Raw genomic sequence first — 23,553 nt, forward strand, 5'->3', positions numbered from 1 at the left:
CGCCTTTGGCAATCGGTAGTGCGCCCACCCCTTGGAGCGGCGGGCGCCGCAGCGTTATTTGCCGCTGTACAGGTTCAGATCGCCGAAGTGTTTTTTCTGGATGGTGGCGTAGGTGCCATCATCGTGTAACGCTTTGATACCTTTATCCAGGAGGGCTTTGAGCTCTTTGTTACCTTTTGCGATGCCGACAGCCGTTTTGGAGGGCAGCATTTCGCTGTCTACGGGCTTGCTGACTTCATAGTCCGCCCCTTGTGGCGATTTCAGAAAGCCCAGTTCGGCCTGCAGCATGTCCTGGATCGACGCATCCAGGCGGCCCGAGGTCAGGTCGGCATAGACCTGGTCCTGGTTCTGGTAGGCCTGGGTTTTCACTCCGGCCTTGTCCAGCACAGCCTTGGCGTAGGCTTCCTGAATGGTGCCTTGTTCATAGCCGACGGTCTTGCCCTTGAGAGAGGCCATGTCTTCGCTCAGGCCCGAGCCTTTCTTGAATACATAGGAGGTCGGCCCGGAAAACAGCTCGCTGGAGAAGTCGATGACCTTCTCGCGGGCCGGGGTCACGGTCATGGACGAAATCACACCGTCGAACTTCTTGGCTTTCAGGCCCGGGATCATGCCGTCAAAGTCACTTTCCACCCACTTGCACGTGACCTTCAGCTCCGCACAAATGGCATTGCCCAGGTCGATATCGAAGCCCACCAGGCTGCCGTCGGCGGCCTTGGATTCAAAGGGCGCGTAGGAAGGGTCCACACCAAAACGCAATTCTTTGTATTCCTTGGCCAAGGCGGTACCGGCGGCCATGCACAGTGCGAGTGCAGAAAGGGTCAGCAATGCTTTTTTCATTAGGTAATCCCTGGGAACCAAGATAAGCGCTTGTGGCGCGATTAGGACTGTTACTGAACGGTGTCAGACGAATCGCAAGTAGCAATTTCTGCACCATAGTTCTGAACAGTCTTTTTAATTGGCGGGATTACACGAAGGGTAACGTAGGAAGCGCCCGATATCGGGCGCTAGAAATCTTCAGCACCATTGCAGTGCGGGTGGGTCGCCTACGTGGGATTACTTTCCCGGAACCAGGGTCAGACGAGTCTTGCCATACACCTTTTCAAAGTTCTGTGGCTGCATCGGGAAGCTCAGGTATTGCGCCTTGAGCCACGGATCAATGCCATTGGCATAGTTCGGGCTGGCAGGGTTGCCGGATTGGCCGATCCCGCCTTGACCCATCATTGGTTCCACCTGGCCGAAATCGACAATCATGCGCAGGGCCTGGACTTGGCTGGTGGCGAAATCCTGCCCCCAACTGTAGGGCGCTGCGTTCAACGTACTGTGATCGCCGCCGGCTGCCAATGGGCCGCGAATCGTCTGCCCGCCGGTGTTTTTCCAGGTGTAGCTGTGCAGTTTTCCCCATTGCCAGGCCTTGTGATCTGCGCCCAACTGGCTGTCGCCGGCGGTGATTGCAGCAGCCAGGCTGCGGGCGAGAATCGCCGGCTTGTCTTCTTTGCCTGGGGTGCGCAGGTCGTCCCAGAACGGGCTGTCTTCACGCCCCAGCAGATGGTCGGCCTGGGCCGCGTAGGACAGGTTGGCGTTGCTGACAAAGGCTTTCCAGGTGGCGCTGGATTCCGGGCCCAGCTCGTCGAGGAAAATCTGCCTGGCGCTTTCCTGCAGGAACAGTTGGTAGATCGCGGCGTCTGCCGAGGTGGCTGCCAGCCGCCCGTCGAACGCCATCAGGCGGCCCAGGGCCTGCTGGGCCTTGGCCCGCTCTGCGGCAGGCAGGGCATCAATCGCCTGCTTCAGTGGCTGGGCCATGCCTGGCGCCTGGAACATGCTTTTGAGTTTGGCGGCGAACAGCGTGGTCTGGTCGTACTGCATGGCGATCACGCTGCGGCTGTCGTGCTTGCCGTTGCCGGCCAGTTGCGCCAGGCGTTCGCTGCGCTCCGGCGCGGCCCAGGAGTTGGACAGTTGCATGCCGTAGCCGTGGGGCACCGTACGCTGGTTGGCCGTGCCGACCCAGCCCTGTGGCGGGTCCTGGTCATAGGGGTGCAGCATCGCATCGGCGTAGCCATCCCAGTCAAAGCGCCCGTCCCAGCCCGGCGAGGGCAGCAGGCCTTCACCTTCGCGGCGGTTGGGGAAACGCCCGGTGACCTGCCAGCCGATATTGCTGGCGTCGGCAAATACCATGTTCAGGGCGATGGCCCGAATCTCGCGGCTGGCGTCCGAGGCTTTTTCCACATTCTGCGCCCGGGACAGGTCGAAAAACGCATCCAGGCTCTTGTCGTCCTTGAAACTGGCGGTTTGCAGGGCCAGGCCGTAACCGCTGGTCAGCGACTGGGCGCTGTTGAGCAACGGTCCGTGGCGGGTTTCGTACACCGCCTCGCGAATCGGCCGCTGGCCCTTGGCGAAGAAGGTTTCGTTACGCACGATTGTCGGCAGCCATTTGCCGTTGTGCTCGTAGTACAGCGCGCTGCCCTGGCGTTTGACCTTCTCCAGGAACAGGTCCTGGGTATCGCCGGACACCTGGCTCATGCTCCAGGCCACCTTGCCGTTGAAACCGGACAGCAAGGTCGGAATCCCGGCAATCGACACCCCGACCGCCTGGTATTTCGGCGCGCGGATTTGTACGAAATTCCACAGGGACGGCGCCTGCATAGGCGTCGATAGGTCGTTGGCCAACAGGCTGCGACCACTGCGGCTGCGTTGCGGGGCGATGGCCCAGTTGCTGGAGGTGGAAACCCCAAGGGTGTTAAGGCTGCCCAGGTGTTCGTTGATGCTGTTGAGCGTGGCAAGGCCGGGAATCTGCCCGAGATTGACGCCCTTGAGCTTGTCGGACTCCGCCACAGGCAGCGGTTCGTCCGGGTAGCTTGGGGTCAGCCAGGCGAGTTTGTCGGCGCCGACTTTTTGCGCCAGTACCAGGGCGGACAACTCTTCCTGCAGGTTGGCCGACTCACTGAAATTCAGCAGGCAAAACAACAGCGCCGAGTCCTCCGGCTTCCAGTACTCGGGCTTGTAGCCAGTCTGGGCCAGGTCGGTCGGCAGTTTGTCGCGGTAGCGGAACAGGTAGGCGTTGACCCCGCGGGCATACACTTCAAAGAAGCGCTTGAGGCGCGGCGACGAGGCGTTGTACAGCTCGCTGGCGCTTTTCTTCAGGTTGACGGCGCGCATGAAGCGGTCGACATCCAGCACGTCCGGACCGGACATCTCCGCCAGTCGGCCCTGAGCCAACAGGCGCAGGGTAACCATCTGGTTGATCCGGTCGCTGGCGTGCACATAACCGAGGGTGAACAGCGCGTCGTGGAAGGTACTGCTTTCAATCAGCGGCATGCCCTGGCTGTTACGCCGTACGGAAACATTCTGCGCCAGGCCCTTGAGCGGCTGCACGCCGGAAACGGGGGGCAGGGTGTCCTGGCTGTTCAGTGACTGGCAACCGGCCAGGCCCAAGGCACTGGCCACTGCCGCGGCAACGCCGAACCGGGGAAGAAAACGTGAGAGGGCTGGCGAGGCCATGGCAAAGCTCCTGCGGGGGGTAGCGTCAGTAAAGGCGCTACGTTAGTGAGCGCGGCGAACCGACGCAAGCGGGAGGCGATGCTAATTTTCAGGATTTGATTGAGCAGATGTGCGAGCTGTCGAGCTTTAGCCAGGCTGCGATAGGAACATCGCGCTGTATCTGGCAGCCCCAGCGCCTGCATCGCAGCCTCGCCGGGGCTCGACAGCTCCCACAGGGGGAGCGTGCATCAGGGTTTCGGCGGGTTGACCTTCTGCACCAGGTCATAGGCCCGCACTGTCGCCGGGCGTTCTTTGATCAGGTTGAACCAGCGATGCAGGTGGGGGAAGTCTTCCAGGCGCTGGCTCTGCCATTTGTGGGACACGATCCACGGGTAGATCGCCATATCGGCAATGCTGTAGGTCTCGCCGGCAACGAAGCTGCGGTCCGCCAGGCGCCGGTCGAGCACGCCATAGAGGCGCGCGGTTTCATCGACGTAGCGTTTGATCGCGTAGGGGATTTTTTCCGGGGCGAACTGGCTGAAATGGTGATTCTGCCCGGCCATCGGCCCCAGGCCACCCATTTGCCAGAACAACCATTGCAGCACTTCCTGGCGACCGCGCAGGTCCTTGGGCAGGAACTGGCCGGTTTTTTCCGCGAGGTACAGCAGGATGGCTCCGGATTCGAACAGCGAAATCGGCGCGCCACCGTCGCTCGGGTGCTGGTCGACAATGGCAGGAATGCGGTTGTTGGGAGCGATCTTCAGGAAGTCTGGCTTGAACTGGTCGCCCTGGCCGATGTTGATCGGGTGCACCTCGTAGGGCAGGCCGGCTTCTTCCAGGAACAACGAAATCTTGTGACCGTTGGGGGTGGTCCAGTAATACAGGTCGATCATGAAGCTCTCCAGGATTGGTGATGCTTGAACGGGCAGGACGCCCGCTGATGTGCCTGTAGGTATAGGTAGTGCTCAGCTACCGAAAATTCAATGAAATATTTGCGTCTAACGATAGAACTGTAGGAGCCGGCTTGCCGGCTCCTGCGGGACGCGTATCAGGCGCCGTGGCACTTCTTGAACTTCTTCTCGCTGCCGCATGGGCATGGATCGTTGCGGCCAACGTCCTTCAGGGCGTTGCGCACCGGTTCCTGGTGGGCATGGCCGCAGTTCGGGCCGTGGACATGACCATGGTCGTGATCGTGGTGATCGTGATCGTGGTTGCAGTCAGGACCATGGACATGGGGTTGCTGAGTCATTGGTGTCGCTCCGGAATAAAATCGCCGGGGATTATCTCGCCATTGCGCATCACGTGCACGTCGTTACCGATGAATAATCCGGTTTTCAACTCACCTTCCAGGCGATAGGGGATGGGGCGGTGCGGATTTTTCAGCAGGTCGGCGATCTCCCGCACCTGTGGCCACAGGTTGGTGCGCACCGTGACCTTGAAAAATCCCCGGCCATGGGGCGGTATGGTCAGCCACTCGTTGGATTCGCCCTCGGTCAGCTCCACGTCAGCCAGGCTGATCTTATAGATCAGGCCGCGCACGGTGAGGTCCGAGTCGTCACGGTTATCCACGCGAAAGTGCAGCTTGAATTTCTGCTCCAGCAGCTTGGCCCGCACCAACTCGACCTTGACCAGGTGGATCTGTGGCGGCGGCGTGTCATCGGCGAACCAGGACGCACAGCCCGAGAGGCCAACGGTCAATACCATTAAACAGCTGTAGGTTCGTAATCGGCTGACCATGACGCAATCCCTTGTAGGAGCCGGCTTGCCGGCGATGGTCGTCAACGATGACGAGGGTTGTGTGGTTTAGCGCGGTGTCCTTGGTTTTTACAGGTAACTGGAACAGCACTTCTTCAATTACTGCTACAAATACCTACCAAGTTGTTTCGGTGCCTTCGATCACATCATAGCTGGCATAAATGCAGGTGGGCGTTAGGCTAACTGGCATCAAGCCCCGGAGCCCGATAACATCGTGCCACTACACACCACGAGAATCATCATGAAGGCATGGATTGGGGCAATTGCACTGGCTGGAATGTTGGCGAGTGGTGGAGCGATAGGGCGGTGCTGGCTGAGGAATTGGCGGCTGATTTTTTAGCCGCCGTATTGTTCAGGCTTGAGACTGCTTGACGGCTATATCTCGGATGGTTTGGATATTCTGGTGGATTGCAGATAGCACAAACCACACTCCAGAGCCTAGGCATCCAACGGCGAAGCCAATCAGTGCACCGATGTACTCATAGTTACCTTTCATTGCGAAGTAACCCACGACCGTTGCAACGATGATTCCAATCCAAGCGAAGAAATTCACTACGGTGATAACGATGTCTTTCATTACCTTTGCTCCTTGCGTGGTTGAGAAGTGGTCACTCTGCCACTATCAAGTTGGGTGGTAAACGCTTGGGTAGAATTACTCTGATAATCAAGAGCGGCTATCGAACCACGGTCGCATCTTGACCGCTGAAAGGAAGGAAGCACCCGCCAGCCCTTTTCATCAGGAAGCGCACCTTGAGCTGGCTTCCTTTTGAGAGGTCATACCCGGCCTGCTTGTCTGCGAAGTCGACCTTTAGGTCTTGAGTCCCTACGCCATCCACGTTCAAGGAAGCCTCTTCAGATTCCAGCAAGACGACTTCTCCCTTCCAAGTCATCCAGTGATTTTTGTACTTCGCATTGAATATGTCGTCTTTCTTCTGATCGCTGTAGGTGCTTTTGCATCCTATTTCCGCGTTCACTTGATTGTAAGTTGCTGTGCTTTCAGGGTACTCGGTGACGGTAGCAGAAGCTGCGTAGGTGCCCCCGGTCGAGCTTGTAGGTTTGGTTGGTGCATTGATCACACCTTTAATAACAATGTAGGCGAGGCCGACCGCGAGCACGATTCCGATAGTTCTTTTGGCTGACAAGATTCAATCCTTGAAGGGTGAGGGGGGTCTTATGGTGTCAGTGTGATGTGATGACTGTCCAGATGCCGGGTGGGCTCGTTCCATGCCGAGTTTCCAGTGCCCGTAAAATCTTGGGTAGCGCTTCGCCAACGATTCAGAGTTTCCGGCCAGAAAAATAAGCTCTGACTCTTTCCACGCAAAACCAAACTCCGGCGCCGGAGCGGCCTAAGCACTCCTATACGATTTCCCAAATCCGCCGCCAAAAATAAGTGACTCGCTCCGAAGAGTTCTGATACAGGACAGGGGAAAATAAGTTGAGCACGGTAGGTGCTTAACACTGCACGACTGGCTCAAATAGAAAGCTGCGGAAAACCAAAATAACCCTAGGCCGCTGGAAGCTCTCACGGCCTCAGAAAGAGACGTTGAAAGCAAGCATTAGGCGACGTACTGCTGTAGGTGTGAACGCGCTACCACGAGCGATGTGCAGCCTCCTGAATGGGCTTGGGATCATACAAGAGACAGGTTCAATCGCTCCATCAGGCGCTTCACTGTCATGGGTTGGAATACGCTTCCCCGTTCAGTGGTGAGGCCTTTGGCATTCAGGCATTTGGCGATGGCGGCGAATGTTGGTTGACCATCGTACAAACAAGCTTTCAGCTCAGATTCCAATGACTTTGCACGGTTGTTGGCGTTGATTGCCTTAGTCTGCACAGCAGCACCGTTACCAATGGCCCATGCCTTTGCACGACCGGCATCACGGCGTGCAATCTTGGCTTGAGCTTCAATATCGCCGTTGGCCGCGCCCTTCTTCAGCTCTGCAAGGCCATCCTTGGTACGTTGGCGAATCTTCATCAGTTCTTCTTCAGCTAGCAGAGATTTGATATTTCGCACCAGACCGCTGCCATGTACGTCTTCGGCTTCGATGAACTTGAATTTCTTTTGCAGGGTGATGAAGTGCGCGTGGTCACGGCCAAGACGGTCGAGACGGTGAACGATGATTGGGCAACCCAACCCTTTCGCCATGGCTAAGGCAAGTTTGCACTGTGGACGCTCTAGGGGGTCGATGCTGCCTGATACACCTTGATCGGTGAACTCGGCAACAATCTCCCATCCGTTGGCCTCAGCGGCGATCTTGATAGCAGCAAACTGACCAGCAACAGAAAGTGACTGATCGTCTGTACTGACCCGTGCATACGCCACTACCTGTTTCATCGTTCGCCCTCTGTCATCGCTCGTGATGGGGTGATCATAACATATTGCTGACGTTCGTCTACGAATCGTTAAGATTTCGTTGAGTACGCTTTTCGTCACTTTATTGAAGAAGTGGTTGCACGAATCAAGAGTTTCAGGGTGTAGCTTCAAGTGGGCATGCAATTAAATGCGATTTTGCACAAAAACGATTATTGGTGTGCGTGAACGCATCAGGTTTAGCACAAAGACATTCAAGCCCAATGAATACGGGGATTCACTTCATAGATGGTGCGCATTTCCATCATGGAAACTACCATGGAGAAAGGGTTTGTCTTGTATGGGATCAGGTTGTAATCAGGTTGTTAGCGTCTGAGTAGGTTATATACCTGTGTCGTCACCGACACGGCTGAGCACCCATCTGACTGAAGTCAGGCGTTAGCACACTACAGCGTGAGCTGTAAGCTGTTACCTCTTTAAGTTGATCAACTTTTAGTTAGTAATAATAGAATTATTAAAAGTATTCTATAATATCTAAAATGAAGCTTCTGATGCTCTGCATCATCGTGCTAAGCGTTGAACTACGTTCAGTGGGTATAGCATTATCAAGCAAGCTTGATGGTAGGTGCTAGATTAGAAAATGTTCACTACGTTTATCAGTAATTTTTATTACTTTTCTAACGAAGACAAAATCTCAAGAGTAATACCATCAGGCTGTCGCCTTGGCCGTGCTCAACCATCGGCTACGCCGACTGTGATACTACCGAGACGTTGCCGTCTCTATATAGTCCCGGAATATCTCTGATATCTTAAATACATTGGGTTTGTGGATTTGTGGATTTGGAAATCACCCACAAGAGCTTTTGATCTTGATCTTCAATAACAAGCTTTTGATTTTATAGGATCAAGAGCTTCTGCCTTTAAGATCAAGATCAAAAGGTTTTGATCTTAATAAGAATCTTTTGTATTTACCCATTAAGAGCTTTTTAAAATACTCAGGAATCTTGATTTGTCAACCATGCTTTGGAAGAATATTTTCATCCTAGACCACATCTTCGATATTCCGTTGAGTTCTATTCTTCTGTGAAGTGTGACATGGGTGGGAAGCCATCTGTAGGCTCTAGGGAGGCGATTTAGGTGCTGAGGGTATGGCTTGGTGTGGGTTTTATCTTGTCGTGGCCTGTACGCGATCTCAGGAGGTTACAGCTTTATGCTGCAACTGCCTGATTTGGCTCGTAGTATGCCGTGATGAAGTCCACTTCGGTCTGTAAGGCGTCGTACAGGGCAGGGTTTCGATCAAGGTGCATCTGCATCCCAGTAAGGGCGAACCTTGCACACTGGCCGATAAGTGCTACTTGAGTCTTCCCGAGTGGCTCGCCCTTGGAGTTCCTGAATGCAGCGCGTACAGACTCCGTACTGATCACATCCATCTTGACCGCTGCGAAGACGTGGGTAGGGTTCACGTTGAGCTTGCCCTTGTTGGCACCGGCGACGGTGTAGCACGCTCCCATGACGTAATCTTCAACCCAGTTTTGTTCGGGGCGATCATTGCTCGACTCTTCTTGTGCGTCTGCCAACATGACGTGCTTGGCGATGTTGTTGATCGTTACTTTCTTGGGGCGGGTGACGCGCTTCACAGGCAGAGCAACCACATCACTTGTTGGCAGCTCCTGAGCTTCGATATGAGCGTCGTTAGCGACTCCCCGGAGGCGTAGGGCGTCTTTCGTGTGCTCTGAGCTCCAGTGCGGTTGTACGGGCTCCTGTGCTGTCGCTAGTTTCTGGTAACTGTCGCCTGATGCAGTGAATGGTGTGCTTGAGTAAGTGCGAGTGACTTCGGTAAGTTCGCCGGTTGTGAAATCAGTTTCGACTTTGATGGTTTGGTAAGTTTTATTCATAAGTTGACTCCTATGGCTATGCGATCAGATATTCAGGATGTGTGAGGTGGGGCATGCCGACAGAGCATTCAGATACAATGAATGCATGCTCGATTGGATGGTCTGGGAATTTCTTGATTGCGTTGATTACTCTGGCGTATGCGGGAAGGGTCTTCCCTTTTAGGGAAGTTCTAACGCCATACCGTCTTGCGAAGATTAGTGGGATTGTAAGTAACAGGTCGTCGTACCAATGCCGGATTTGATCGCGTTTATTGTTAGCGTTGGCTACGGCAGAGATTGCACGGAGGTTGCAAGGTCTGTTGTCTTCACCGTTGTGATTGATATGGTCGATAACCCAGCCATCGCCCTTTCTTAGCGGGCGAGCCCAGGAGAAGGCTTTTGCAACTAGGCGATGAACGAACTGGTTTCCACGCTTTCCATCATCACCTGTAAGAGTTACTCGGTAATACTGTTGGTCGGGGTTGAAGTTTTGCTTGATGAGTTTCATGGTGTAAGCATCTCGGATGCGTCCAGATGTAGAAGCTTGATATCTGCTGAAGTCGGGGATGATTCTCCATTTTTCATCAGCGGTACACTTGATGTGCTCTAGTGTGAAGTACACATCCGCTGGGTGGAAAGATTCGGTTTCTGTAATGGGGTTGTTAAAACAAGATTTCATTGTTGTGGTTTCCTTCTGTGGGAGGTAGAAGGCAATACGGAGACGTACCACGGACTTTGTATTGTGTGGGGGGAAGAGTCAGATAGTATTGCCGGGAGAGAGTGTTAGTGTGCGATGAGCTCGCCAAGCGGAGAGAGTTTCGGTGGTGCAGTTGGTGCAGTTGGTTTTCGCTGGGCTGCCAGTTGTTTAAATTGTTCGCGTTGTGTTGGTGCTTTAATACGCACATCTTCAAAGTGTACGTCTGCTGGGTCTTCTGGAAGAGCCTCTACAAAGCTCCTTGCGAGCTCTGCACGCACTTGCAGGGGGATAGCGTTGGCATGCTTGCCTAGAGCCTCTAGAAGGCCTTGCAGGAGTCCGTATATATCATATGTATTGTATTCTCTCATTGCCATTTTGCTTCTTTTCGATATTGCTCAACATGCTTATCTTTACGGCGTTTTCGTTGAGGTGGATTGTAGTCTTCTGAGAAGTCTTGTTCCTGTGTGTAATCCCATACATTGATTTCAGTTGTCGTGATGAGGGGGTTGGTTGGGAGTTCTTCGGGTTCGATTATCTCTGGGGTTCTTTTCTTTAGCGACAGAATTGGTTTTGCCATTTATTTCTCCTATTGGTTAGGTTGAATAGTGCGTGGTTGTTGGCTTTCAAGTTGGAGTTGGTCGAGTTCTTCTTGTTCTTTCTTGCATTCGCTCATGGTCTTCTTGGTTGTACAAGTTAAGAGAATCAGGTAGCGATTGGATGTTGCTTGCTGGCGAGCAATACCTAAGTATTCTTCACGGAGGTCTAGTGTGCGTTGGTCTACGTATACTTTCTGTTCCGCCATTCTACTGTCCGTGTAGTTTGTAGATTCCTTCAATGTCTGGGTATCTCCGCTGAATATCAATGAAGTATTGAATATGGTGATTCCCAGGCAGAGTACGATAAAGAAGAAGATGGTTCCGAGCCAACCCATTCCGAGTTTCATATCGGCCATATGGTTGTCTCCTTTGGGTTGAGTAAGTAAGGGGCTTCTGTGTGGCCCCTTAATTCTTACTTGCGTACTTCGGCAGATGTGGCGCGTGCGTTAAAGATGATATTTCCGATAGCCCTGTCCACAAGTGCGGGTAGCTTTTCATCCCTCTTGTCTAGAACCTTTTCAAGTTCTGCCATGGCCTTGGCCCGATCCTCTTCTGAGGCTGATCCGTGAAGTTCAATATTGATTTTATCGCCTTCAATATTGACGACAGGGGCGAGGTTGGTAGTTGGTGTATCCCAGCTTCCTGTAGCGCCACCACTTCCCCAGCGTCCAGATGCACCGGGCGTTGCTGCTGCTTGGTGGTTTTGAAGTGAGGCAAGACGCTCTGCAAGTACTGTCGGATTGAATTCAAGTTGTGGCAAGAATCCCGGCATAGTGGCCTGAGCCATTCCTAACTCGTTATCCCAGATATCACCCTTTGCACTGGCTTGCACTGGAGCCCAGCGAGCCCGATTTTCATCCGCTGCCACTTTTGCATCCTTACCAACGCCTAGCCAATTCCACAGTTTGTTGATTGGGTCAGCCGCTTGTGCGTCTAGGTTCTGTTGCTCGGTGCGTGGAGTGGCGTTTTCGTTGGGGAGGGTGATAATTCCGTCAGCACCGCCAGCCGTACCAAGTTGCTGGACACGTTGCTCTGAGGTCTTCTCGGAGCCGTCAGCGTTCTTGCCTAGGAACTCACGAATAGCCCCAGCCGTCAGCTTGGTGAGTGCTGTATCGAAGTCACGCATCGCGGCTTTCACTGGTTGCATGGCTTCAGCCAGCTCCTTGTGAGCTTTGATGTTGTCGTTAACCGCTGTCACAAGTTCAGCCTGACTGTTGAGGTTGTTGGCCGTCAGATAAGCTTGAGAGTCGTTCCGGTTCTGGTTTGCCTGAATGCTCTGCTGCTGCTTGGTCAGTGCGGGTTGGTTGTCGGCTACCAACATCTGTTGACTGCGATCTAGCACATCGCGAGTGAGGCCGCGTTTGGGCAGAGCCTTCATGAACGCCGCTTCCAGCTTCTTGGGGTCGCTCATGTCTTTGAACTTGTTGGCTTCGCCCCAGGCTTTCAGGATGTACGGGCGTAGCAGTGGGTTGGCTTCCGTCAGCGTGTTGAGGTCTTCGGTATCGCCGTATCCTTTGCCACGAATCTGCTGTTGCTGGATGTTGGAACGCTTCGCCTCTTCAGGCGTTAGGCCAGCGATACGATATGCCTGCTGCTGCACTTCATACTGCTTCAGCACCTGATCTGCGTTCTTGCCCCGCTGCATTTCTGAGATGGCGTATGTACGGAACATTTTGGCGTCATCGAGAGAGACAACCGCTCCATTATCCATGGAGATTTTCTCGTAACCTTTGCGCAGTTTGTCGACGTTCTGCTGATTCCCTTTCCCCATCTGAGAAAACAGATTGTTGTACTGCTCCGCTTCGCTGGTGGCATCTTGGCGAGCTTGTACACGCTCACCAATCAAGCCGACAGCACGAGTCAGGCCAGCAATAGCTGCACCGATACCACCAAGAGCGAGTAGGCCACCCATACCGCCAAGGCCAAGCCCCGCTGAGTTGCTTGGGGATTTTTTATTAGCCTGCCAATGTTGCTGGCGTTGCTGTGCCCACTGGAATCTCTGATCTTTCTGGGCTTGGGTCGCTGCTTTTGCCGCTGCCGCTTGTTTCATGCTTGCCATCTGAGCGTTGTGCCTGATGTTAGCTCTATGGGCTTGGCCTGCTGCTCGGTTGATCTGCTCCTGAATACGTTGGGTCTTACTCATTGCCATCAAATGATTGGCATCAGCTTTAAGTGTGGTTGCACGAGTTTTGGCAACAATTGCCTCAAGTCTTGCCTGCTTGATCAGGGATGCTTTCAGGGCGTCCTGTGAGGCGAGCTGTTGCTTTGTGGTGCCGTTGGTCTTCAACTGCTGTGCATGGGCTTTGGCGGCAACTACAGCACCTTGTTGCTGGCTTCGCACAAGGCTGGATACAAGACGTTGTTGTTCTTTCGTGCCGGTGTAACTCAATTTCTGCTGAGATAGTTCAGCCGCGAACGTCAACCGTTTCTGGTTGGCCAAAGCAACTTCACTGCGTAGCTCTCGATTCAAGGCGTTGTTGAGTTTGCCTTTGGCCCTGTCGAGAGAAGTTGTGTCCACCTTTAACTTCAAAGTTTTGTTCATCGCGGCAGCAAGCTTGTTGTATTCCTCCCCAAACTTTGCCATGGTTTGTGTGCTGCGATTCATCAAGGCTTGGAAGCGTTGTAGTGGGGCGCTATTAACTTCAAATACTAGCCTGCCCGTCAGCCGTGCGATTTCCTCTTTGATACTCATTGTGGATTACCTTGCTGCTAGCATTCGAGATGCTGCCTGATGTGCTGTAGGGCTCACTACGCTACCGCCCAATGTACGAATACCTTTCTGAGATTGGTATTCGTACATCAAGGCTGCGAGCGTCGTGGTTAGTTTTGTCTTGTTGCCACCCAAGTACAGTTGGTGTGCCCCTTCAAGATACTTGAGTTTTACCGCTTCCTTGTAGAATTCATCAATGAGGCGGCGTACTGCCATTGTGGAAGAGATAGCAACTGCCAGACCCTGTGATGTGGCAAACCAAAAGATGTGGTACTTAGGACGGATGCCCATTCGTTGCTTTAGAAAGCGTGGAAGGAAGCGGGTGAACTTCAATACGTTAACGCCTGGGCCAGCCATATAGACGCTAAACTGTTTTCCAGTTTCAAAGAGAGCGGCCAAGTGGCGTGGTGCTTGACTTCGGAATGTTGCCATTAATGGACTCCTTGTGTGTACGCTTCAGTTTTAATTCTGAGGGCTGAATAAAAATCAACTGCTAGGTTGAGCGTATACTCATCAAGCTCCTTCATGAGTTCAAAGGCTCCGAGTTCACCGACAAGTCTCTCGTTTGGGTTGTTAGAGCAGAGGGCAAAAATGAAAGCGAGTAATTGGGATTGTTGTTGCTTGAGATGAATTTCTTGCACGGTTGTGGCTCCTTAGTAAGTAGGTGGTGTGTACTGGGTTGTGGGAAGTTGTTGGGGGGGCATAGCGCCCCCAAGAGGCTGTTACTTGATGGCTCTCTTGGTTACTGGTTTAGCTGGAGTTTTTTCAATGATGCGAGTCATACGCTCAGCTTTAGCCGCTTCAATACGAACCTGACGTTCTTGTTCGATCTCAGCATCCACGGTGGCGGTAACTTCTGCAAGGATGCGAGCCTCTTCCGCTTCGGCTGCTGCTCTATCAGTGGTAGCACAATCAGCTTTATAGTTTGACTCTAGATTTTCCATAATTACTTTGAGTTCGGCTGCTTGCTGATCGACGGGTTTCGTCATATGAAAAAGGAGGCCTGCACTGTTAGGATAAAGTGTAGGCTCATGGTCTACGTTCTTTCTCCAGCCTAAAAGCACCATATCTTGGAAGCGATCTAGTGCGGACCCAAGAGCCTCAGCTACGAAGCTGATAGTTGCAAAGCTATCTTGACCTAGAGTGGATTCCATTGCAGAACCAACCTTGTAAGCGTATTCAGCATTGCTCTTTAAATTGTTTAGGTAGTCTTGATTGAAACTTGTCATTTTGTATCTCCTATTGGTTTGTGTGGGTTGTTGGTTTGGAAAGAAGAATGTGACCCGTAATTCCAGAGGCAAGCATTGCGCTTGCGAGGCACAGGGCGAATGTTACATAGGCTGGAATCATCAGCATTTTGCATAACCTCCACCTAAGATCGTATTTGCAACATCATCACCAAAACGACTACGTGCCCAGTCTGATAAACGCTGGCGGTAAACCATTCGGTTGATAGCACCGGCTTTTGTGTCTTCTTCAAGCTGAATGCGCTCTCTGTACTCTGCCGACTGTTGTTCGCTGCTCTTACCAATGACGATGGGGGTGGGGGTTTGGAAGTTGATATTGATTGTGAGGTTTTCTATATGAATCATGGGAAGTTTCCTTTTAGTAGTGTTGTGGTGGTTGTGTTGCTGGGTTGTCTTGCTGGCGTTGTCGCAGTCTTGCGGCTGCTTTCCTACACGATTCACAGCAATACTTACTTCTGCAAGTTCGGGCTGTATAGCTGCGAAGGCAGTAGTTGCAAATTTCAGTCTTCATTGGCATTGGTCGTTGCCTCCTTCTTTTTCTTTCTTGTGAGAGCGCGCTGGCAACGTCTTGAGCAAGAGCGTCCTTTCGCGGTTAGTGCAATGAATGGAGTGCCGCAACACTCACAGTTTCGGGTAACAGGTCGCATGGGCTGGCCTCCATAATTATTGAATTGTTAGTTTTGGTAGTGGTGTTTTCTTTATGCGAGACGAAAAAATGGGCCATTTTATGGCCCGATTCTTTCTCGTCTTCCCACGATTTTCACAACAATAAGTTGCCTATTGCGGCCCAACCCGTACTAGATTGGTCGCACCTGTAGGCAGGCAGTAGGAGATTAGGTTGTTGGTATCGCCATTCACCAACAAAGAATATGAACTCCCTCAAACCCAAGAGAGAGAGTTAGCTGTTGCGTCGAGGAAACGCAATGGAAATCTTTAAGGGGGGCCGGAAAATGATAACCGGCGAAGATTAGGAGCGAAGTCCCAATCTGGAGAATTAGAAGAGCAGAGAAGTTTATCTTGTGCTCTTGGGTTATTGTACCATGGGATGGTGATCTGTCAATCCCTAAAGTTGCTAAATAGTCAACTAATTTAAAATAATTTATATTTAAGGCTCAATAGGGCTGGGCTATGGAAGTTGTACTGGTTGAGAAGTAGGCACTCGTACGATTTGGTCAGAAAACACGTACGAGGGGTGGTTTGTTGAGGAAATCCGATTGGATGAATGAGTAGGGTTTCCGCTGATCATCACGCGCTTTCAATTCTGCGAGCAGTTCAAGTGGCAACTCGTCCCAAGATTCAGTTTTCGCAAGAATCGCTCCTACCTCTGTCAGCTCGCCTTGGATCACCTGAAGGTCAACATACTCGTCATACATTGCTTCAAAACGGATGTTGCTGCCCTTGTGCATCAGGTAGAACAGGAGGTTTACCGCGTCTTCACTGAACGGGGTGGGGACGGCGTTGCTCTTGCTCACCCAATACGTCTCATCCGTCCTGCCGTGCTTGCTTGCGAAGATGTGAAGGCCCAATCTCTTGATGAGGTTGTTGGCAGCTACACGACCTTCGAAAGACACTAGGTCCAGTTTCTCAAAGAAATTCTCCTTGCTCATCACCTTGTCCGCTGTCAGTTGCTCGGTCAGGGTTGTGCGTTCAGCTTCTAGCGTTCCAATGTTGGCTTCCAGCTCGTGAAGGAGTCTTGCAGTGATACGAGACGGAAACTCAGCGTGCGAAGCTTCTGCTTCCAACTGTTTGCTCTTGAGTTCTGCAATCCTGCCTTCAAGAATCTGAAGTGATTTTTGCAAACTGCCTGAGCTGTCTTGCACCAACGACAGGCTATCGACCTTTGTTAAAATCTCTTTGAACACTGCTTCAGTGCGTGGGGCGCTGATGATCCCTGCGTCACACATGCCCTTGGTAGTCTTGGAACATTTGTAATACTTCCGGCCACGCTGCCCTTGGAGGTGGATGAGCGCTCCGCATTTGTAGCAGTACAGAATGCCAGCTAGTACGTTGAAGTTGGTGGTGGTCTTGGTGATGGTGTGGGTTTTGCGGGACGATCTAGCTGCATGGGCTAGGTAGAACTCATCCTCAGTCAGCACGGCAGGGAAGTAGCCCTTAATCGGCTCACCGTCTGGAGTTCTCTTGCCGTCTATGAAGATGTGAGGCTGATACTCGCCCAAAACTGCGCGACTACCGAGGATGTGACGCACGGTGCTGAAACCCCAAAGGCCGCTGAAGTTCTTCCTGCCAGCACTGAACGAGGCAACACCTTCTTGATTCAATGTTGCTGCAATGATGCGTGAGCCGTGGCCCTTGGTGGAAAGGTCGAAGATGCGGCGTACTACGGCGACGTTGGCAGGATTCAGCACGTAACCATCTGGCGTTACGTCTAACCAGAGCGGGCGAAGCTTCCCCAGGGGCTTGCCAGTCTCGCGGGCTTCCTTCTGTTTATTGCGCCACGCTGAAGATACCCGACCGCCTTTCAGTGCTGATTCTTCATGGGCACGTGACATCGAGATAATCGAGATGATTAGATCAATCTCGTTGTAGTCCTTGGTGTACAGGCGGCGGTCAGTGCTGGTGTAAACGTTGATCCCTTTCGCCAGAAGATCAAGGAAGCGAGGCAGGGCGTCCCTCACCTTTTCACGTGAAAGACGGTCTAGAGATTCCACTACCAAATAGCTGCCCGGTGGGATTGTCCCGTCTTCAACGAAGCTCAGGAATCTAGCCAGCTCGCCAGTATCGTCGAGGTGCTTACCCTTGAATGCCGAACGGCCTGCATCAAAGAATAGGTATTCACGAGGATCGGCCAACTCAAGCTCGTACTCATCGCAAAACTTCTTCGCAGCTTTCACCTGCCTTGCGTAACTGTCGCCTGCTGACTGTCGCTCGCTGCTGAAGCGGATGTAGCTGAAGACCTTACCCATGACGCGATCTACCCGAAACTCTATGGTAGGTAATTGTAACAACACTTCTTGAACTTCTGCCCACTGCCGCACAGGCAGGCATCATTACGCCCGGCCTTCACCTCCACCGTAGGATCAATAAAGTACCAACGCCCATCGTTCTGTACGAAAGACGACTGTTCGCGGTGGCTGTGTTCGCCGGTGCTGTCATGCCAGCGTGCGGTAAAAGTGACAAAGGCATGTTCCGGCTGCCCACCAAACACCTCGGAGCTTTCCACTTCCAGGCCGAGCCAGGTGCTTTGCGCGCTCCAGGCCCCGATGGCATCACGGTCGAGGCCGTTCTGTTGTGCCGGTAGCGTAGTGGCCACCAGATAATCCACCAGCCCCAGCACATAGGCGCTGTAGCGTGAGCGCATCAACGCGGTGGCGCACGGCGCGGGGTGGCCAGTGTGGTAGTGGCCGCAACAGGCATCCAGCAGGTTGCCGCTGCCGCAAGGGCAAATGGATGTACTCATGGTTACCACCAATACTTTCCGAAATTTTCCGGGTTGGCCCAGAACCGGGCATTCAGCCAGTCCGGCACTTGTTTGTATTCAAGCAGATCGTAGGTAAACAGCGTCAGTACCTGATTGTCGCGGCAAAACTGCTCATTGGTCTGCAGGGCCAGGGAGAAAAAGTCGGTGTCCTTCCAGCCGCAGGCGGCAAGGTCGGCGAGAACGGCGATGCGGCTGGCATTGAGGTTGCGCACGCCGCCCAGCAGCTCCAGACCTGCACGTTTTGACAGGTGCTCCAGGCAATCGACCACCAGGGCCAGGTCAAATCGCTGGGCGGCCACCTCAGGTGGCAATGGTCCAGGCCCGGCGACGCAGACCACGGTGTCAGGGTGCGCCTGCTGGAATGCCTCCAGCGCCGGGAAGTGGCCGGCGCCCAACACCAGCAGGCGTTTGGGGGCTTGGCGATCAAGCAGGGCAGCGAGTGCTTGCTGCGGAGTACGGGAAGAATTGCCGGCGGTCATCGAAGATCCTCACATCAGAACCTTCAAGACTAGCCTGCTTGAGCGTGCGGGCCTAGAGCGGGCGCTCGCCTGTCGACCGGAAAAAGCGGCCTCGACCAATGAATACGGGGGTATGGCCGGCTGGCGCAGATGAAAAGAGCGGTCTTTACTCCACCCATCGGCTTGCGGCCGATCCCCTCAGGAGAAATCAAATGAGCATCATGCGGACAGCTCTACCCTTGGTTCTGCTAACCGGAGTATTGACAGGTTGCGCAGGCTTGCAAAAAAACGACTGGCCCACCTGTGCCGCCCTCGGCGGCGTAACCGGGGCCGCGCTGGGCGCTACCGAAAGCTCTTCATGGGCTGGCGGTGGCGCATTGTTGATTGGCGGCATGGCCGGCGCCTATTGCTGGGTGCATGGCGACGGTGACGAAGACGCGGATGGCGTCCCGGACAGTCGCGACAAGTGCCCGGGCACCCCGAAGGGCGTGCAGGTGGATGCCAACGGCTGCCCGCCGGTACCTGAGGCGGTCGTCGTCGAGGAAGTGGTCGTGGTCCAGGAAGAGACCATCGTGATTCGTGATGTGCACTTCGAGTTCGATTCGGCCCGGCTGACGGCCGCCGACAAAACCAAGCTCGACACGGTTGCCACACGCCTGAAACAGGAAGCGCCGAGTGCGCAGTTGCGGGTCAGCGGGCACACCGACAGCGTCGGTAAAGATGCCTACAACCAGAAACTTTCGGAAAAACGCGCCCGTTCGGTGACCGAGTACCTGGTCAGCTCCGGCGTGCCCCGCAGTAACTTTGTGTCGGTGACGGGGGCCGGTGAGAGCCATCCGGTGGCCGACAACAAAACCGCCGACGGCCGCGCCCAGAACCGTCGCGTGGAAATTCAAATCAACCGCTAAGACATTTCTGATATGCCCCTGGGTGGTGCCAGGGGCATTTCTTACAGCTGTATCCGACGAATCTCGGCGATCTGGCCGCCAAGTCGCAGCCTTCTCAAGTTTTTTAATCCTTCACTGGCAAATCGCCTGTAGAACTCGTTACTGTGCGCCCAAAGAATAATGTGCAAGGGGGCGTAGGGCATGAAGCTGTTGCTAGGATTGGGGAAGTTGCTGGCGATGCTGTTCTGGACGGTTGTGCTGGTCAACCTGTTCAAACCGCTGACTAATCCATTTCATCTGTTGGTCAACCTGGTCGGCAGCCTGTTGTTGCTGGTCCATCTTCTGGAGTTGGTGTTATTCAACGCCAGCGTCAAACATCGTGCTCACCCCTGGCGTGACCGCCTGCTGATCCTGTTGCTGGGGATGTTCCATATAAAGAGCCTGCCTGCGCCTACGGCTAACCAAGACAACAAGGATGCCAATCATGCGTAAGGTTTTTCTCCTGGCCCTGCTGGTCAGCCCCATTGCCCTTGCCGAAAGCGTCAGTGTCGAGACCCACTCGCTGATGCGCTTGCCCAACAGCACCAGCGTGCTGCAGTTGGAGCGCCTGGAAGTGGCGGACTATGGCACCTTGTTGATTCCGGCCAATATCACCCAGGTTACTGTCGACGAATTGCACCTGGGCCGCGAAGCGCGGATTGCCATCGTGCCCAGCGCCTCGGCCCTGCAGTTGCAGGTGCGGCACGCGCAGTTGGAGCATGGCAGCCAAATCACCTCCCGTGGCGCGCCCGGCACCCATGAAAAACCGGCCCGGCCGGGGCGTGACCTGACCCTGCGGATCAATGGGTTGATTGCAGAAGAACTGTCCGTCGATGCCCGTGGTGGCACCGGTGCCCAGGGTTACAGCGGCCTGGATGGTGCCAATGGCGAAGACCCTGGTTGCACCTGGGGTTCGGCCGGACGTGGCGCCAATGGCGACAACGGTGGCGACGGGCTGCCGGGGGCTGCGGGGGCGGCGGTGCGCATCGAGTTGCCGCGGGATTATCCGAGTGAGCAGATCAAGGTCTGGGTCGAGGGTGGTGCGGGTGGTTTACCGGGTGTGGCCGGCAAGCCGGGCAAGGGCGGGGCGTCCAAGGGTTGCCTGGTGTACCGCGCCGACGGCGGCGAGAAAGGCCGGCCGGGTCTGGAAGGCCAGGCGGGGCCGTCGGGGCCTGCCGGTACGGTGACCATCCAGCGGCTTTGAGCTATCGGCACTGGTCCATCGCGGGCAAGCCCGCTCCCACATTTTTGGGTATTCACAAATCAAAGTGTGTGAGCGGGCTTGCCCGCGATGAGGCACTGAGGAACAACCTCAGAACATCGGCCGAGCCGAAGCCACGCCCACCACCACCAACCCGACAATCAGATTGATCCCTACCAGCTTTCGGATTCTTCCCAGCACCTGCGCGCCCGTCGCCCAGTCCTCGGCCGCCACAGCCGTGCGCAGTTCAGGCAGTTGTAACGCCTGGATGCGGATAAACAGCGCGGTCATTACCACATACAAGCCCATCATCACTTGCACATAACGCGGCGCGGTTTCAAACCCGTTGAAGCGCAGTTGCAATAGGCCGACGCCACTGATCGGCAAGATCAGCACCGCGACCCAGACCCACACGAAAAAACGCTGAAACACATTCATCCACAATTTCAGCCGTGGAGGGCCGTCGAGCGCCGCCATTGCAGCCGGGCGCAGGATCATCCAGGCGAAAAACATACCGCCGACCCATACCAGGGCGGCCAATACATGCAGGGTGTAGGCAAGGCTGAACACGGTCATTGAGGTACTCCGTTCTGCGCGGGATTAATTAGCGGGGTATGATAGCGGCCGATCCGAACCACTGAAAATTTATCCAGCGTTTTTTGCGCCCGACTATCCATGATCAGCACTGAACTCAAAACCACGATCCAGGGCGCCTACTCGCGTTTTCTCGAAGCCAAGAGCTTGAAACCGCGCTACGGCCAGCGCCTGATGATCGCCGAAGTGGCCAAGGTCCTCGGGGATATCGACACCGACGACGAAGGCCGGCGCAGTGGCGACCCTGCGGTCGTGGCCGTCGAGGCCGGCACCGGTACCGGCAAGACTGTGGCCTACAGCCTGGCGGCGATTCCCACTGCCAAGGCCGCCGGCAAGCGCCTGGTGATTGCCACCGCCACCGTGGCCCTGCAAGAGCAGATCGTCTACAAAGACCTGCCGGACCTGATGCGCAACAGCGGCCTGAGCTTCACCTTCGCCCTGGCCAAGGGCCGTGGCCGCTATATGTGCCTGTCCAAGCTGGATGTGCTGTTGCAGGAAGGCCACGCGCAAACCGCCACGGCCTCGCTGTTCGAAGAAGAAGGCTTCAAGATCGAAGTCGATGAGGCCAGCCAGAAGCTGTTTACCAGCATGATCGAGAAGCTGGCCGGCAATAAGTGGGACGGCGACCGCGACAGCTGGCCCAACGCCCTTGAAGATGCCGACTGGGCGCGCCTGACTACCGATCATAGCCAGTGCACCAACAGGCACTGCCCCAACTTCGGCCAGTGCGCCTTCTACAAGGCCCGCGAAGGCATGGGCAAGGTCGACGTGATTGTCACCAACCACGACATGGTCCTGGCTGACCTGGCCCTGGGCGGCGGCGCCGTGCTGCCCGACCCGCGCGACACCCTCTACGTGTTCGACGAAGGCCATCACCTGCCCGACAAGGCCATCGGCCACTTTGCCCACTACACACGCCTGCGTTCCACCGCTGACTGGCTGGAAACCACCGCCAAGAACCTCACCAAGCTGCTGGCCCAGCATCCGCTGCCGGGCGACCTGGGCAAGTTGATCGAACAGGTGCCGGAGTTGGCGCGGGAGATCAAGACCCAGCAACAGTTCATGTTCAGCGCCTGCGAACAGGTGGCGGACTTCAAGCCCGGCGAAGACGTTGAAGGTCGCGAGCGGCCACGCCATCGCTTTGTCGGCGGGCTGATCCCCGAGCATATGCGCGAGATGGGTGTGGAGTTGAAGAAGGGCTTCTCACGCCTGACCGACCTGTTCACCCGCCTCACCGACCTGCTCAAGGAAGGCATGGACGGCGAGGTCAATATTGGTATCGCCAGCAACCAGGCCGAAGAGTGGTATCCGTTGTTTGGCAGCCTGTTGTCCCGTGCCCAGGGCAACTGGGAATTGTGGACGGCCTTCACCGTTGAAGACCCGGAAGACAATCCACCCATGGCCCGCTGGCTGACGCTGTCGGAGAGCGGTGCGCTGTTCGATATCGAGGTCAACGCCAGCCCGATCCTTGCCGCAGAAATGCTCCGGCGCAACCTGTGGAATGTGGCCTACGGCGCCCTGGTGACCTCGGCCACCCTGACGGCCCTGGGCACCTTCGACCGCTTCCGCATGCGCGCCGGCCTGCCGAAAAAAGCCGTCACTGCCGTGGTCCCCAGCCCGTTCCATCACGCCGACGCTGGCGTGCTGCGGGTGCCGGACCTCAAGGCCGACCCACGGGATGCGCCGGCCCACACCGCGGCAATCATTCGTGACCTGCCGTCGCTGGTGGAAGGCTCCAAGGGCACCCTGGTGCTGTTCTCGTCGCGTAAACAGATGCAGGACGTGTTCGACGGCCTCGACCGCGACTGGCGCAAACAGGTGTTTATCCAGGGCAACCTGTCGAAACAGGAAACCCTGAACAAGCACAAGGCGCGGGTTGATGGCGGGGACTCCAGCGTGCTGTTCGGCCTGGCGAGCTTTGCCGAAGGTGTCGACCTGCCCGGTGCCTACTGCGAGCACGTGGTGATCGCCAAGATCCCGTTCTCGGTGCCGGATGATCCGGTCGAGGCTGCGCTGGCCGAGTGGATCGAAGCCCGGGGCGGTAATCCGTTCATGGAGATCTCGGTACCGGATGCCTCGTTGAAGCTGGTCCAGGCCTGTGGTCGCTTGCTGCGTACCGAAGAAGACCGGGGCACCATCACCTTGCTCGACCGCCGTCTGGTCACTCAGCGCTATGGCAAGGCGATCCTGAATGCCTTGCCGCCTTTCCGGCGCGAAATTTCTTAAGCCGCAGTGGGCGAATTCGCCCACTTCGTGGTCTATCTCATGTATGT

The 23,553-nt window shown here is 55.0% G+C and carries 26 protein-coding genes; 4 read left to right on the top strand and 22 right to left on the bottom strand.

All coding sequences use genetic code 11. From position 1 onward, the window contains the following. Positions 1 to 54: 54 nt before the first annotated feature. The 21 genes from HBR94_RS17805 to HBR94_RS17905 all read right to left on the bottom strand — a co-directional run bounded on the left by HBR94_RS17805 (position 55) and on the right by HBR94_RS17905 (position 18,580). On the bottom strand, positions 55 to 837 hold the full coding sequence (locus HBR94_RS17805) for a transporter substrate-binding domain-containing protein (RefSeq protein ID WP_057439875.1): 783 nt from the start codon (positions 835 to 837) through the stop codon (positions 55 to 57). 216 nt (positions 838 to 1,053) lie between these two features. Further along, positions 1,054 to 3,495 (bottom strand): penicillin acylase family protein, encoded by a 2,442-nt coding sequence (locus HBR94_RS17810; protein ID WP_170045293.1) that lies wholly within the window; start codon positions 3,493 to 3,495, stop codon positions 1,054 to 1,056. Positions 3,496 to 3,722: 227 nt separating this feature from the next. Next, positions 3,723 to 4,367 (bottom strand): glutathione S-transferase N-terminal domain-containing protein, encoded by a 645-nt coding sequence (locus HBR94_RS17815; protein WP_115127542.1) that lies wholly within the window; start codon positions 4,365 to 4,367, stop codon positions 3,723 to 3,725. 155 nt (positions 4,368 to 4,522) lie between these two features. Next, positions 4,523 to 4,723, bottom strand: coding sequence for an SEC-C metal-binding domain-containing protein (locus HBR94_RS17820; protein ID WP_003189235.1), 201 nt, complete (start codon positions 4,721 to 4,723; stop codon positions 4,523 to 4,525). After that, positions 4,720 to 5,211, bottom strand: a complete 492-nt coding sequence (locus HBR94_RS17825) for an LEA type 2 family protein (protein ID WP_057439868.1) — start codon at positions 5,209 to 5,211, stop codon at positions 4,720 to 4,722. Before HBR94_RS17825 ends, HBR94_RS17820 begins: the two co-directional genes overlap by 4 nt. Before the next feature lie 370 nt (positions 5,212 to 5,581). Beyond that, a complete protein-coding gene (locus HBR94_RS17830) occupies positions 5,582 to 5,806 on the bottom strand; it encodes a hypothetical protein (protein WP_060540037.1) in 225 nt (74 codons plus the stop codon). A gap of 97 nt (positions 5,807 to 5,903) precedes the next feature. Next, positions 5,904 to 6,371 carry a hypothetical protein gene (locus HBR94_RS17835; protein ID WP_170045294.1) on the bottom strand — a complete coding sequence of 156 codons (468 nt, stop codon included), beginning with the start codon at positions 6,369 to 6,371 and terminating at the stop codon, positions 5,904 to 5,906. A gap of 486 nt (positions 6,372 to 6,857) precedes the next feature. Further along, positions 6,858 to 7,562 carry a recombinase family protein gene (locus HBR94_RS17840; RefSeq protein ID WP_170045295.1) on the bottom strand — a complete coding sequence of 235 codons (705 nt, stop codon included), beginning with the start codon at positions 7,560 to 7,562 and terminating at the stop codon, positions 6,858 to 6,860. Between the two features lie 1,184 nt (positions 7,563 to 8,746). Next, the gene (locus HBR94_RS17845; protein ID WP_170045296.1) at positions 8,747 to 9,433 is read right to left on the bottom strand and encodes a hypothetical protein; all 687 of its coding nucleotides are present in this window, start codon (positions 9,431 to 9,433) and stop codon (positions 8,747 to 8,749) included. 16 nt (positions 9,434 to 9,449) lie between these two features. Beyond that, positions 9,450 to 10,091 (bottom strand): NUMOD4 domain-containing protein, encoded by a 642-nt coding sequence (locus HBR94_RS17850; RefSeq protein ID WP_170045297.1) that lies wholly within the window; start codon positions 10,089 to 10,091, stop codon positions 9,450 to 9,452. Positions 10,092 to 10,195: 104 nt separating this feature from the next. Next, the gene (locus HBR94_RS17855) at positions 10,196 to 10,477 is read right to left on the bottom strand and encodes a hypothetical protein (RefSeq protein ID WP_170045298.1); all 282 of its coding nucleotides are present in this window, start codon (positions 10,475 to 10,477) and stop codon (positions 10,196 to 10,198) included. Then, complete coding sequence (locus tag HBR94_RS17860) at positions 10,474 to 10,686, bottom strand: hypothetical protein (protein WP_170045299.1); 213 nt, start codon at positions 10,684 to 10,686, stop codon at positions 10,474 to 10,476. Before HBR94_RS17860 ends, HBR94_RS17855 begins: the two co-directional genes overlap by 4 nt. Positions 10,687 to 10,695: 9 nt before the next feature. Then, positions 10,696 to 11,061 (bottom strand): hypothetical protein, encoded by a 366-nt coding sequence (locus tag HBR94_RS17865; protein ID WP_170045300.1) that lies wholly within the window; start codon positions 11,059 to 11,061, stop codon positions 10,696 to 10,698. Positions 11,062 to 11,117: 56 nt separating this feature from the next. After that, a complete protein-coding gene (locus HBR94_RS17870) occupies positions 11,118 to 13,397 on the bottom strand; it encodes a hypothetical protein (protein ID WP_170045301.1) in 2,280 nt (759 codons plus the stop codon). A 6-nt stretch (positions 13,398 to 13,403) separates the two neighbouring features. Further along, on the bottom strand, positions 13,404 to 13,847 hold the full coding sequence (locus tag HBR94_RS17875) for a hypothetical protein (protein WP_170045302.1): 444 nt from the start codon (positions 13,845 to 13,847) through the stop codon (positions 13,404 to 13,406). Beyond that, entirely contained in the window at positions 13,847 to 14,056 is a 210-nt protein-coding gene (locus tag HBR94_RS17880; protein WP_170045303.1) for a hypothetical protein, read from the bottom strand. Before HBR94_RS17880 ends, HBR94_RS17875 begins: the two co-directional genes overlap by 1 nt. An 81-nt stretch (positions 14,057 to 14,137) precedes the next feature. Then, positions 14,138 to 14,644, bottom strand: a complete 507-nt coding sequence (locus tag HBR94_RS17885; protein ID WP_170045304.1) for a hypothetical protein — start codon at positions 14,642 to 14,644, stop codon at positions 14,138 to 14,140. Between the two features lie 120 nt (positions 14,645 to 14,764). Further along, positions 14,765 to 15,007 carry a hypothetical protein gene (locus HBR94_RS17890; protein ID WP_170045305.1) on the bottom strand — a complete coding sequence of 81 codons (243 nt, stop codon included), beginning with the start codon at positions 15,005 to 15,007 and terminating at the stop codon, positions 14,765 to 14,767. Between the two features lie 827 nt (positions 15,008 to 15,834). After that, positions 15,835 to 17,586, bottom strand: coding sequence for a recombinase family protein (locus HBR94_RS17895; RefSeq protein WP_170045306.1), 1,752 nt, complete (start codon positions 17,584 to 17,586; stop codon positions 15,835 to 15,837). Between the two features lie 20 nt (positions 17,587 to 17,606). Then, positions 17,607 to 18,080: a YchJ family protein gene (locus tag HBR94_RS17900; RefSeq protein ID WP_170045307.1), complete on the bottom strand. Its 474-nt coding sequence runs from the start codon at positions 18,078 to 18,080 to the stop codon at positions 17,607 to 17,609. 2 nt (positions 18,081 to 18,082) lie between these two features. Next, a complete protein-coding gene (locus HBR94_RS17905; RefSeq protein ID WP_057439863.1) occupies positions 18,083 to 18,580 on the bottom strand; it encodes a DUF6231 family protein in 498 nt (165 codons plus the stop codon). A 191-nt stretch (positions 18,581 to 18,771) separates the two neighbouring features. Between HBR94_RS17905 and HBR94_RS17910 the strand changes: the two genes are divergently transcribed. From HBR94_RS17910 to HBR94_RS17920, 3 genes are all read left to right on the top strand, one after another. Then, positions 18,772 to 19,467 carry an OmpA family protein gene (locus tag HBR94_RS17910; protein WP_057439861.1) on the top strand — a complete coding sequence of 232 codons (696 nt, stop codon included), beginning with the start codon at positions 18,772 to 18,774 and terminating at the stop codon, positions 19,465 to 19,467. A gap of 180 nt (positions 19,468 to 19,647) precedes the next feature. Then, positions 19,648 to 19,938 carry a DUF1145 domain-containing protein gene (locus tag HBR94_RS17915; protein WP_057439859.1) on the top strand — a complete coding sequence of 97 codons (291 nt, stop codon included), beginning with the start codon at positions 19,648 to 19,650 and terminating at the stop codon, positions 19,936 to 19,938. Continuing rightward, on the top strand, positions 19,931 to 20,689 hold the full coding sequence (locus HBR94_RS17920) for a collagen-like protein (protein ID WP_170045308.1): 759 nt from the start codon (positions 19,931 to 19,933) through the stop codon (positions 20,687 to 20,689). Before HBR94_RS17915 ends, HBR94_RS17920 begins: the two co-directional genes overlap by 8 nt. 108 nt (positions 20,690 to 20,797) lie before the next feature. Here the strand turns inward: HBR94_RS17920 and HBR94_RS17925 are convergent, their stop codons facing one another. Beyond that, on the bottom strand, positions 20,798 to 21,262 hold the full coding sequence (locus HBR94_RS17925) for a CopD family protein (protein WP_057439857.1): 465 nt from the start codon (positions 21,260 to 21,262) through the stop codon (positions 20,798 to 20,800). Between the two features lie 99 nt (positions 21,263 to 21,361). On the opposite strand from HBR94_RS17925, the gene dinG reads away from it, so the two are divergent. Then, on the top strand, positions 21,362 to 23,506 hold the full coding sequence (gene dinG, locus HBR94_RS17930; protein ID WP_032858113.1) for an ATP-dependent DNA helicase DinG: 2,145 nt from the start codon (positions 21,362 to 21,364) through the stop codon (positions 23,504 to 23,506). The last annotated feature ends 47 nt before the right edge of the window (positions 23,507 to 23,553 follow it).

Origin of the sequence: Pseudomonas sp. WS 5412, assembly GCF_012985615.1 — a bacterium.
Taxonomy (GTDB): Bacteria; Pseudomonadota; Gammaproteobacteria; order Pseudomonadales; family Pseudomonadaceae; genus Aquipseudomonas; species Aquipseudomonas shahriarae.

What these genes read in the sequence shown, in the direction of transcription:
- HBR94_RS17805 (WP_057439875.1), bottom strand. Translation starts at nt 837, where the DNA reads ATGAAAAAAGCATTGCTGACCCTTTCTGCACTCGCACTGTGCATGGCC.
- HBR94_RS17810 (WP_170045293.1), bottom strand. Translation starts at nt 3,495, where the DNA reads ATGGCCTCGCCAGCCCTCTCACGTTTTCTTCCCCGGTTCGGCGTTGCC.
- HBR94_RS17815 (WP_115127542.1), bottom strand. Translation starts at nt 4,367, where the DNA reads ATGATCGACCTGTATTACTGGACCACCCCCAACGGTCACAAGATTTCG.
- HBR94_RS17820 (WP_003189235.1), bottom strand. Translation starts at nt 4,723, where the DNA reads ATGACTCAGCAACCCCATGTCCATGGTCCTGACTGCAACCACGATCAC.
- HBR94_RS17825 (WP_057439868.1), bottom strand. Translation starts at nt 5,211, where the DNA reads ATGGTCAGCCGATTACGAACCTACAGCTGTTTAATGGTATTGACCGTT.
- HBR94_RS17830 (WP_060540037.1), bottom strand. Translation starts at nt 5,806, where the DNA reads ATGAAAGACATCGTTATCACCGTAGTGAATTTCTTCGCTTGGATTGGA.
- HBR94_RS17840 (WP_170045295.1), bottom strand. Translation starts at nt 7,562, where the DNA reads ATGAAACAGGTAGTGGCGTATGCACGGGTCAGTACAGACGATCAGTCA.
- HBR94_RS17845 (WP_170045296.1), bottom strand. Translation starts at nt 9,433, where the DNA reads ATGAATAAAACTTACCAAACCATCAAAGTCGAAACTGATTTCACAACC.
- HBR94_RS17850 (WP_170045297.1), bottom strand. Translation starts at nt 10,091, where the DNA reads ATGAAATCTTGTTTTAACAACCCCATTACAGAAACCGAATCTTTCCAC.
- HBR94_RS17855 (WP_170045298.1), bottom strand. Translation starts at nt 10,477, where the DNA reads ATGAGAGAATACAATACATATGATATATACGGACTCCTGCAAGGCCTT.
- HBR94_RS17860 (WP_170045299.1), bottom strand. Translation starts at nt 10,686, where the DNA reads ATGGCAAAACCAATTCTGTCGCTAAAGAAAAGAACCCCAGAGATAATC.
- HBR94_RS17865 (WP_170045300.1), bottom strand. Translation starts at nt 11,061, where the DNA reads ATGGCCGATATGAAACTCGGAATGGGTTGGCTCGGAACCATCTTCTTC.
- HBR94_RS17870 (WP_170045301.1), bottom strand. Translation starts at nt 13,397, where the DNA reads ATGAGTATCAAAGAGGAAATCGCACGGCTGACGGGCAGGCTAGTATTT.
- HBR94_RS17875 (WP_170045302.1), bottom strand. Translation starts at nt 13,847, where the DNA reads ATGGCAACATTCCGAAGTCAAGCACCACGCCACTTGGCCGCTCTCTTT.
- HBR94_RS17885 (WP_170045304.1), bottom strand. Translation starts at nt 14,644, where the DNA reads ATGACAAGTTTCAATCAAGACTACCTAAACAATTTAAAGAGCAATGCT.
- HBR94_RS17890 (WP_170045305.1), bottom strand. Translation starts at nt 15,007, where the DNA reads ATGATTCATATAGAAAACCTCACAATCAATATCAACTTCCAAACCCCC.
- HBR94_RS17895 (WP_170045306.1), bottom strand. Translation starts at nt 17,586, where the DNA reads ATGGGTAAGGTCTTCAGCTACATCCGCTTCAGCAGCGAGCGACAGTCA.
- HBR94_RS17900 (WP_170045307.1), bottom strand. Translation starts at nt 18,080, where the DNA reads ATGAGTACATCCATTTGCCCTTGCGGCAGCGGCAACCTGCTGGATGCC.
- HBR94_RS17905 (WP_057439863.1), bottom strand. Translation starts at nt 18,580, where the DNA reads ATGACCGCCGGCAATTCTTCCCGTACTCCGCAGCAAGCACTCGCTGCC.
- HBR94_RS17910 (WP_057439861.1), top strand. Translation starts at nt 18,772, where the DNA reads ATGAGCATCATGCGGACAGCTCTACCCTTGGTTCTGCTAACCGGAGTA.
- HBR94_RS17915 (WP_057439859.1), top strand. Translation starts at nt 19,648, where the DNA reads ATGAAGCTGTTGCTAGGATTGGGGAAGTTGCTGGCGATGCTGTTCTGG.
- HBR94_RS17920 (WP_170045308.1), top strand. Translation starts at nt 19,931, where the DNA reads ATGCGTAAGGTTTTTCTCCTGGCCCTGCTGGTCAGCCCCATTGCCCTT.
- HBR94_RS17925 (WP_057439857.1), bottom strand. Translation starts at nt 21,262, where the DNA reads ATGACCGTGTTCAGCCTTGCCTACACCCTGCATGTATTGGCCGCCCTG.
- dinG (WP_032858113.1), top strand. Translation starts at nt 21,362, where the DNA reads ATGATCAGCACTGAACTCAAAACCACGATCCAGGGCGCCTACTCGCGT.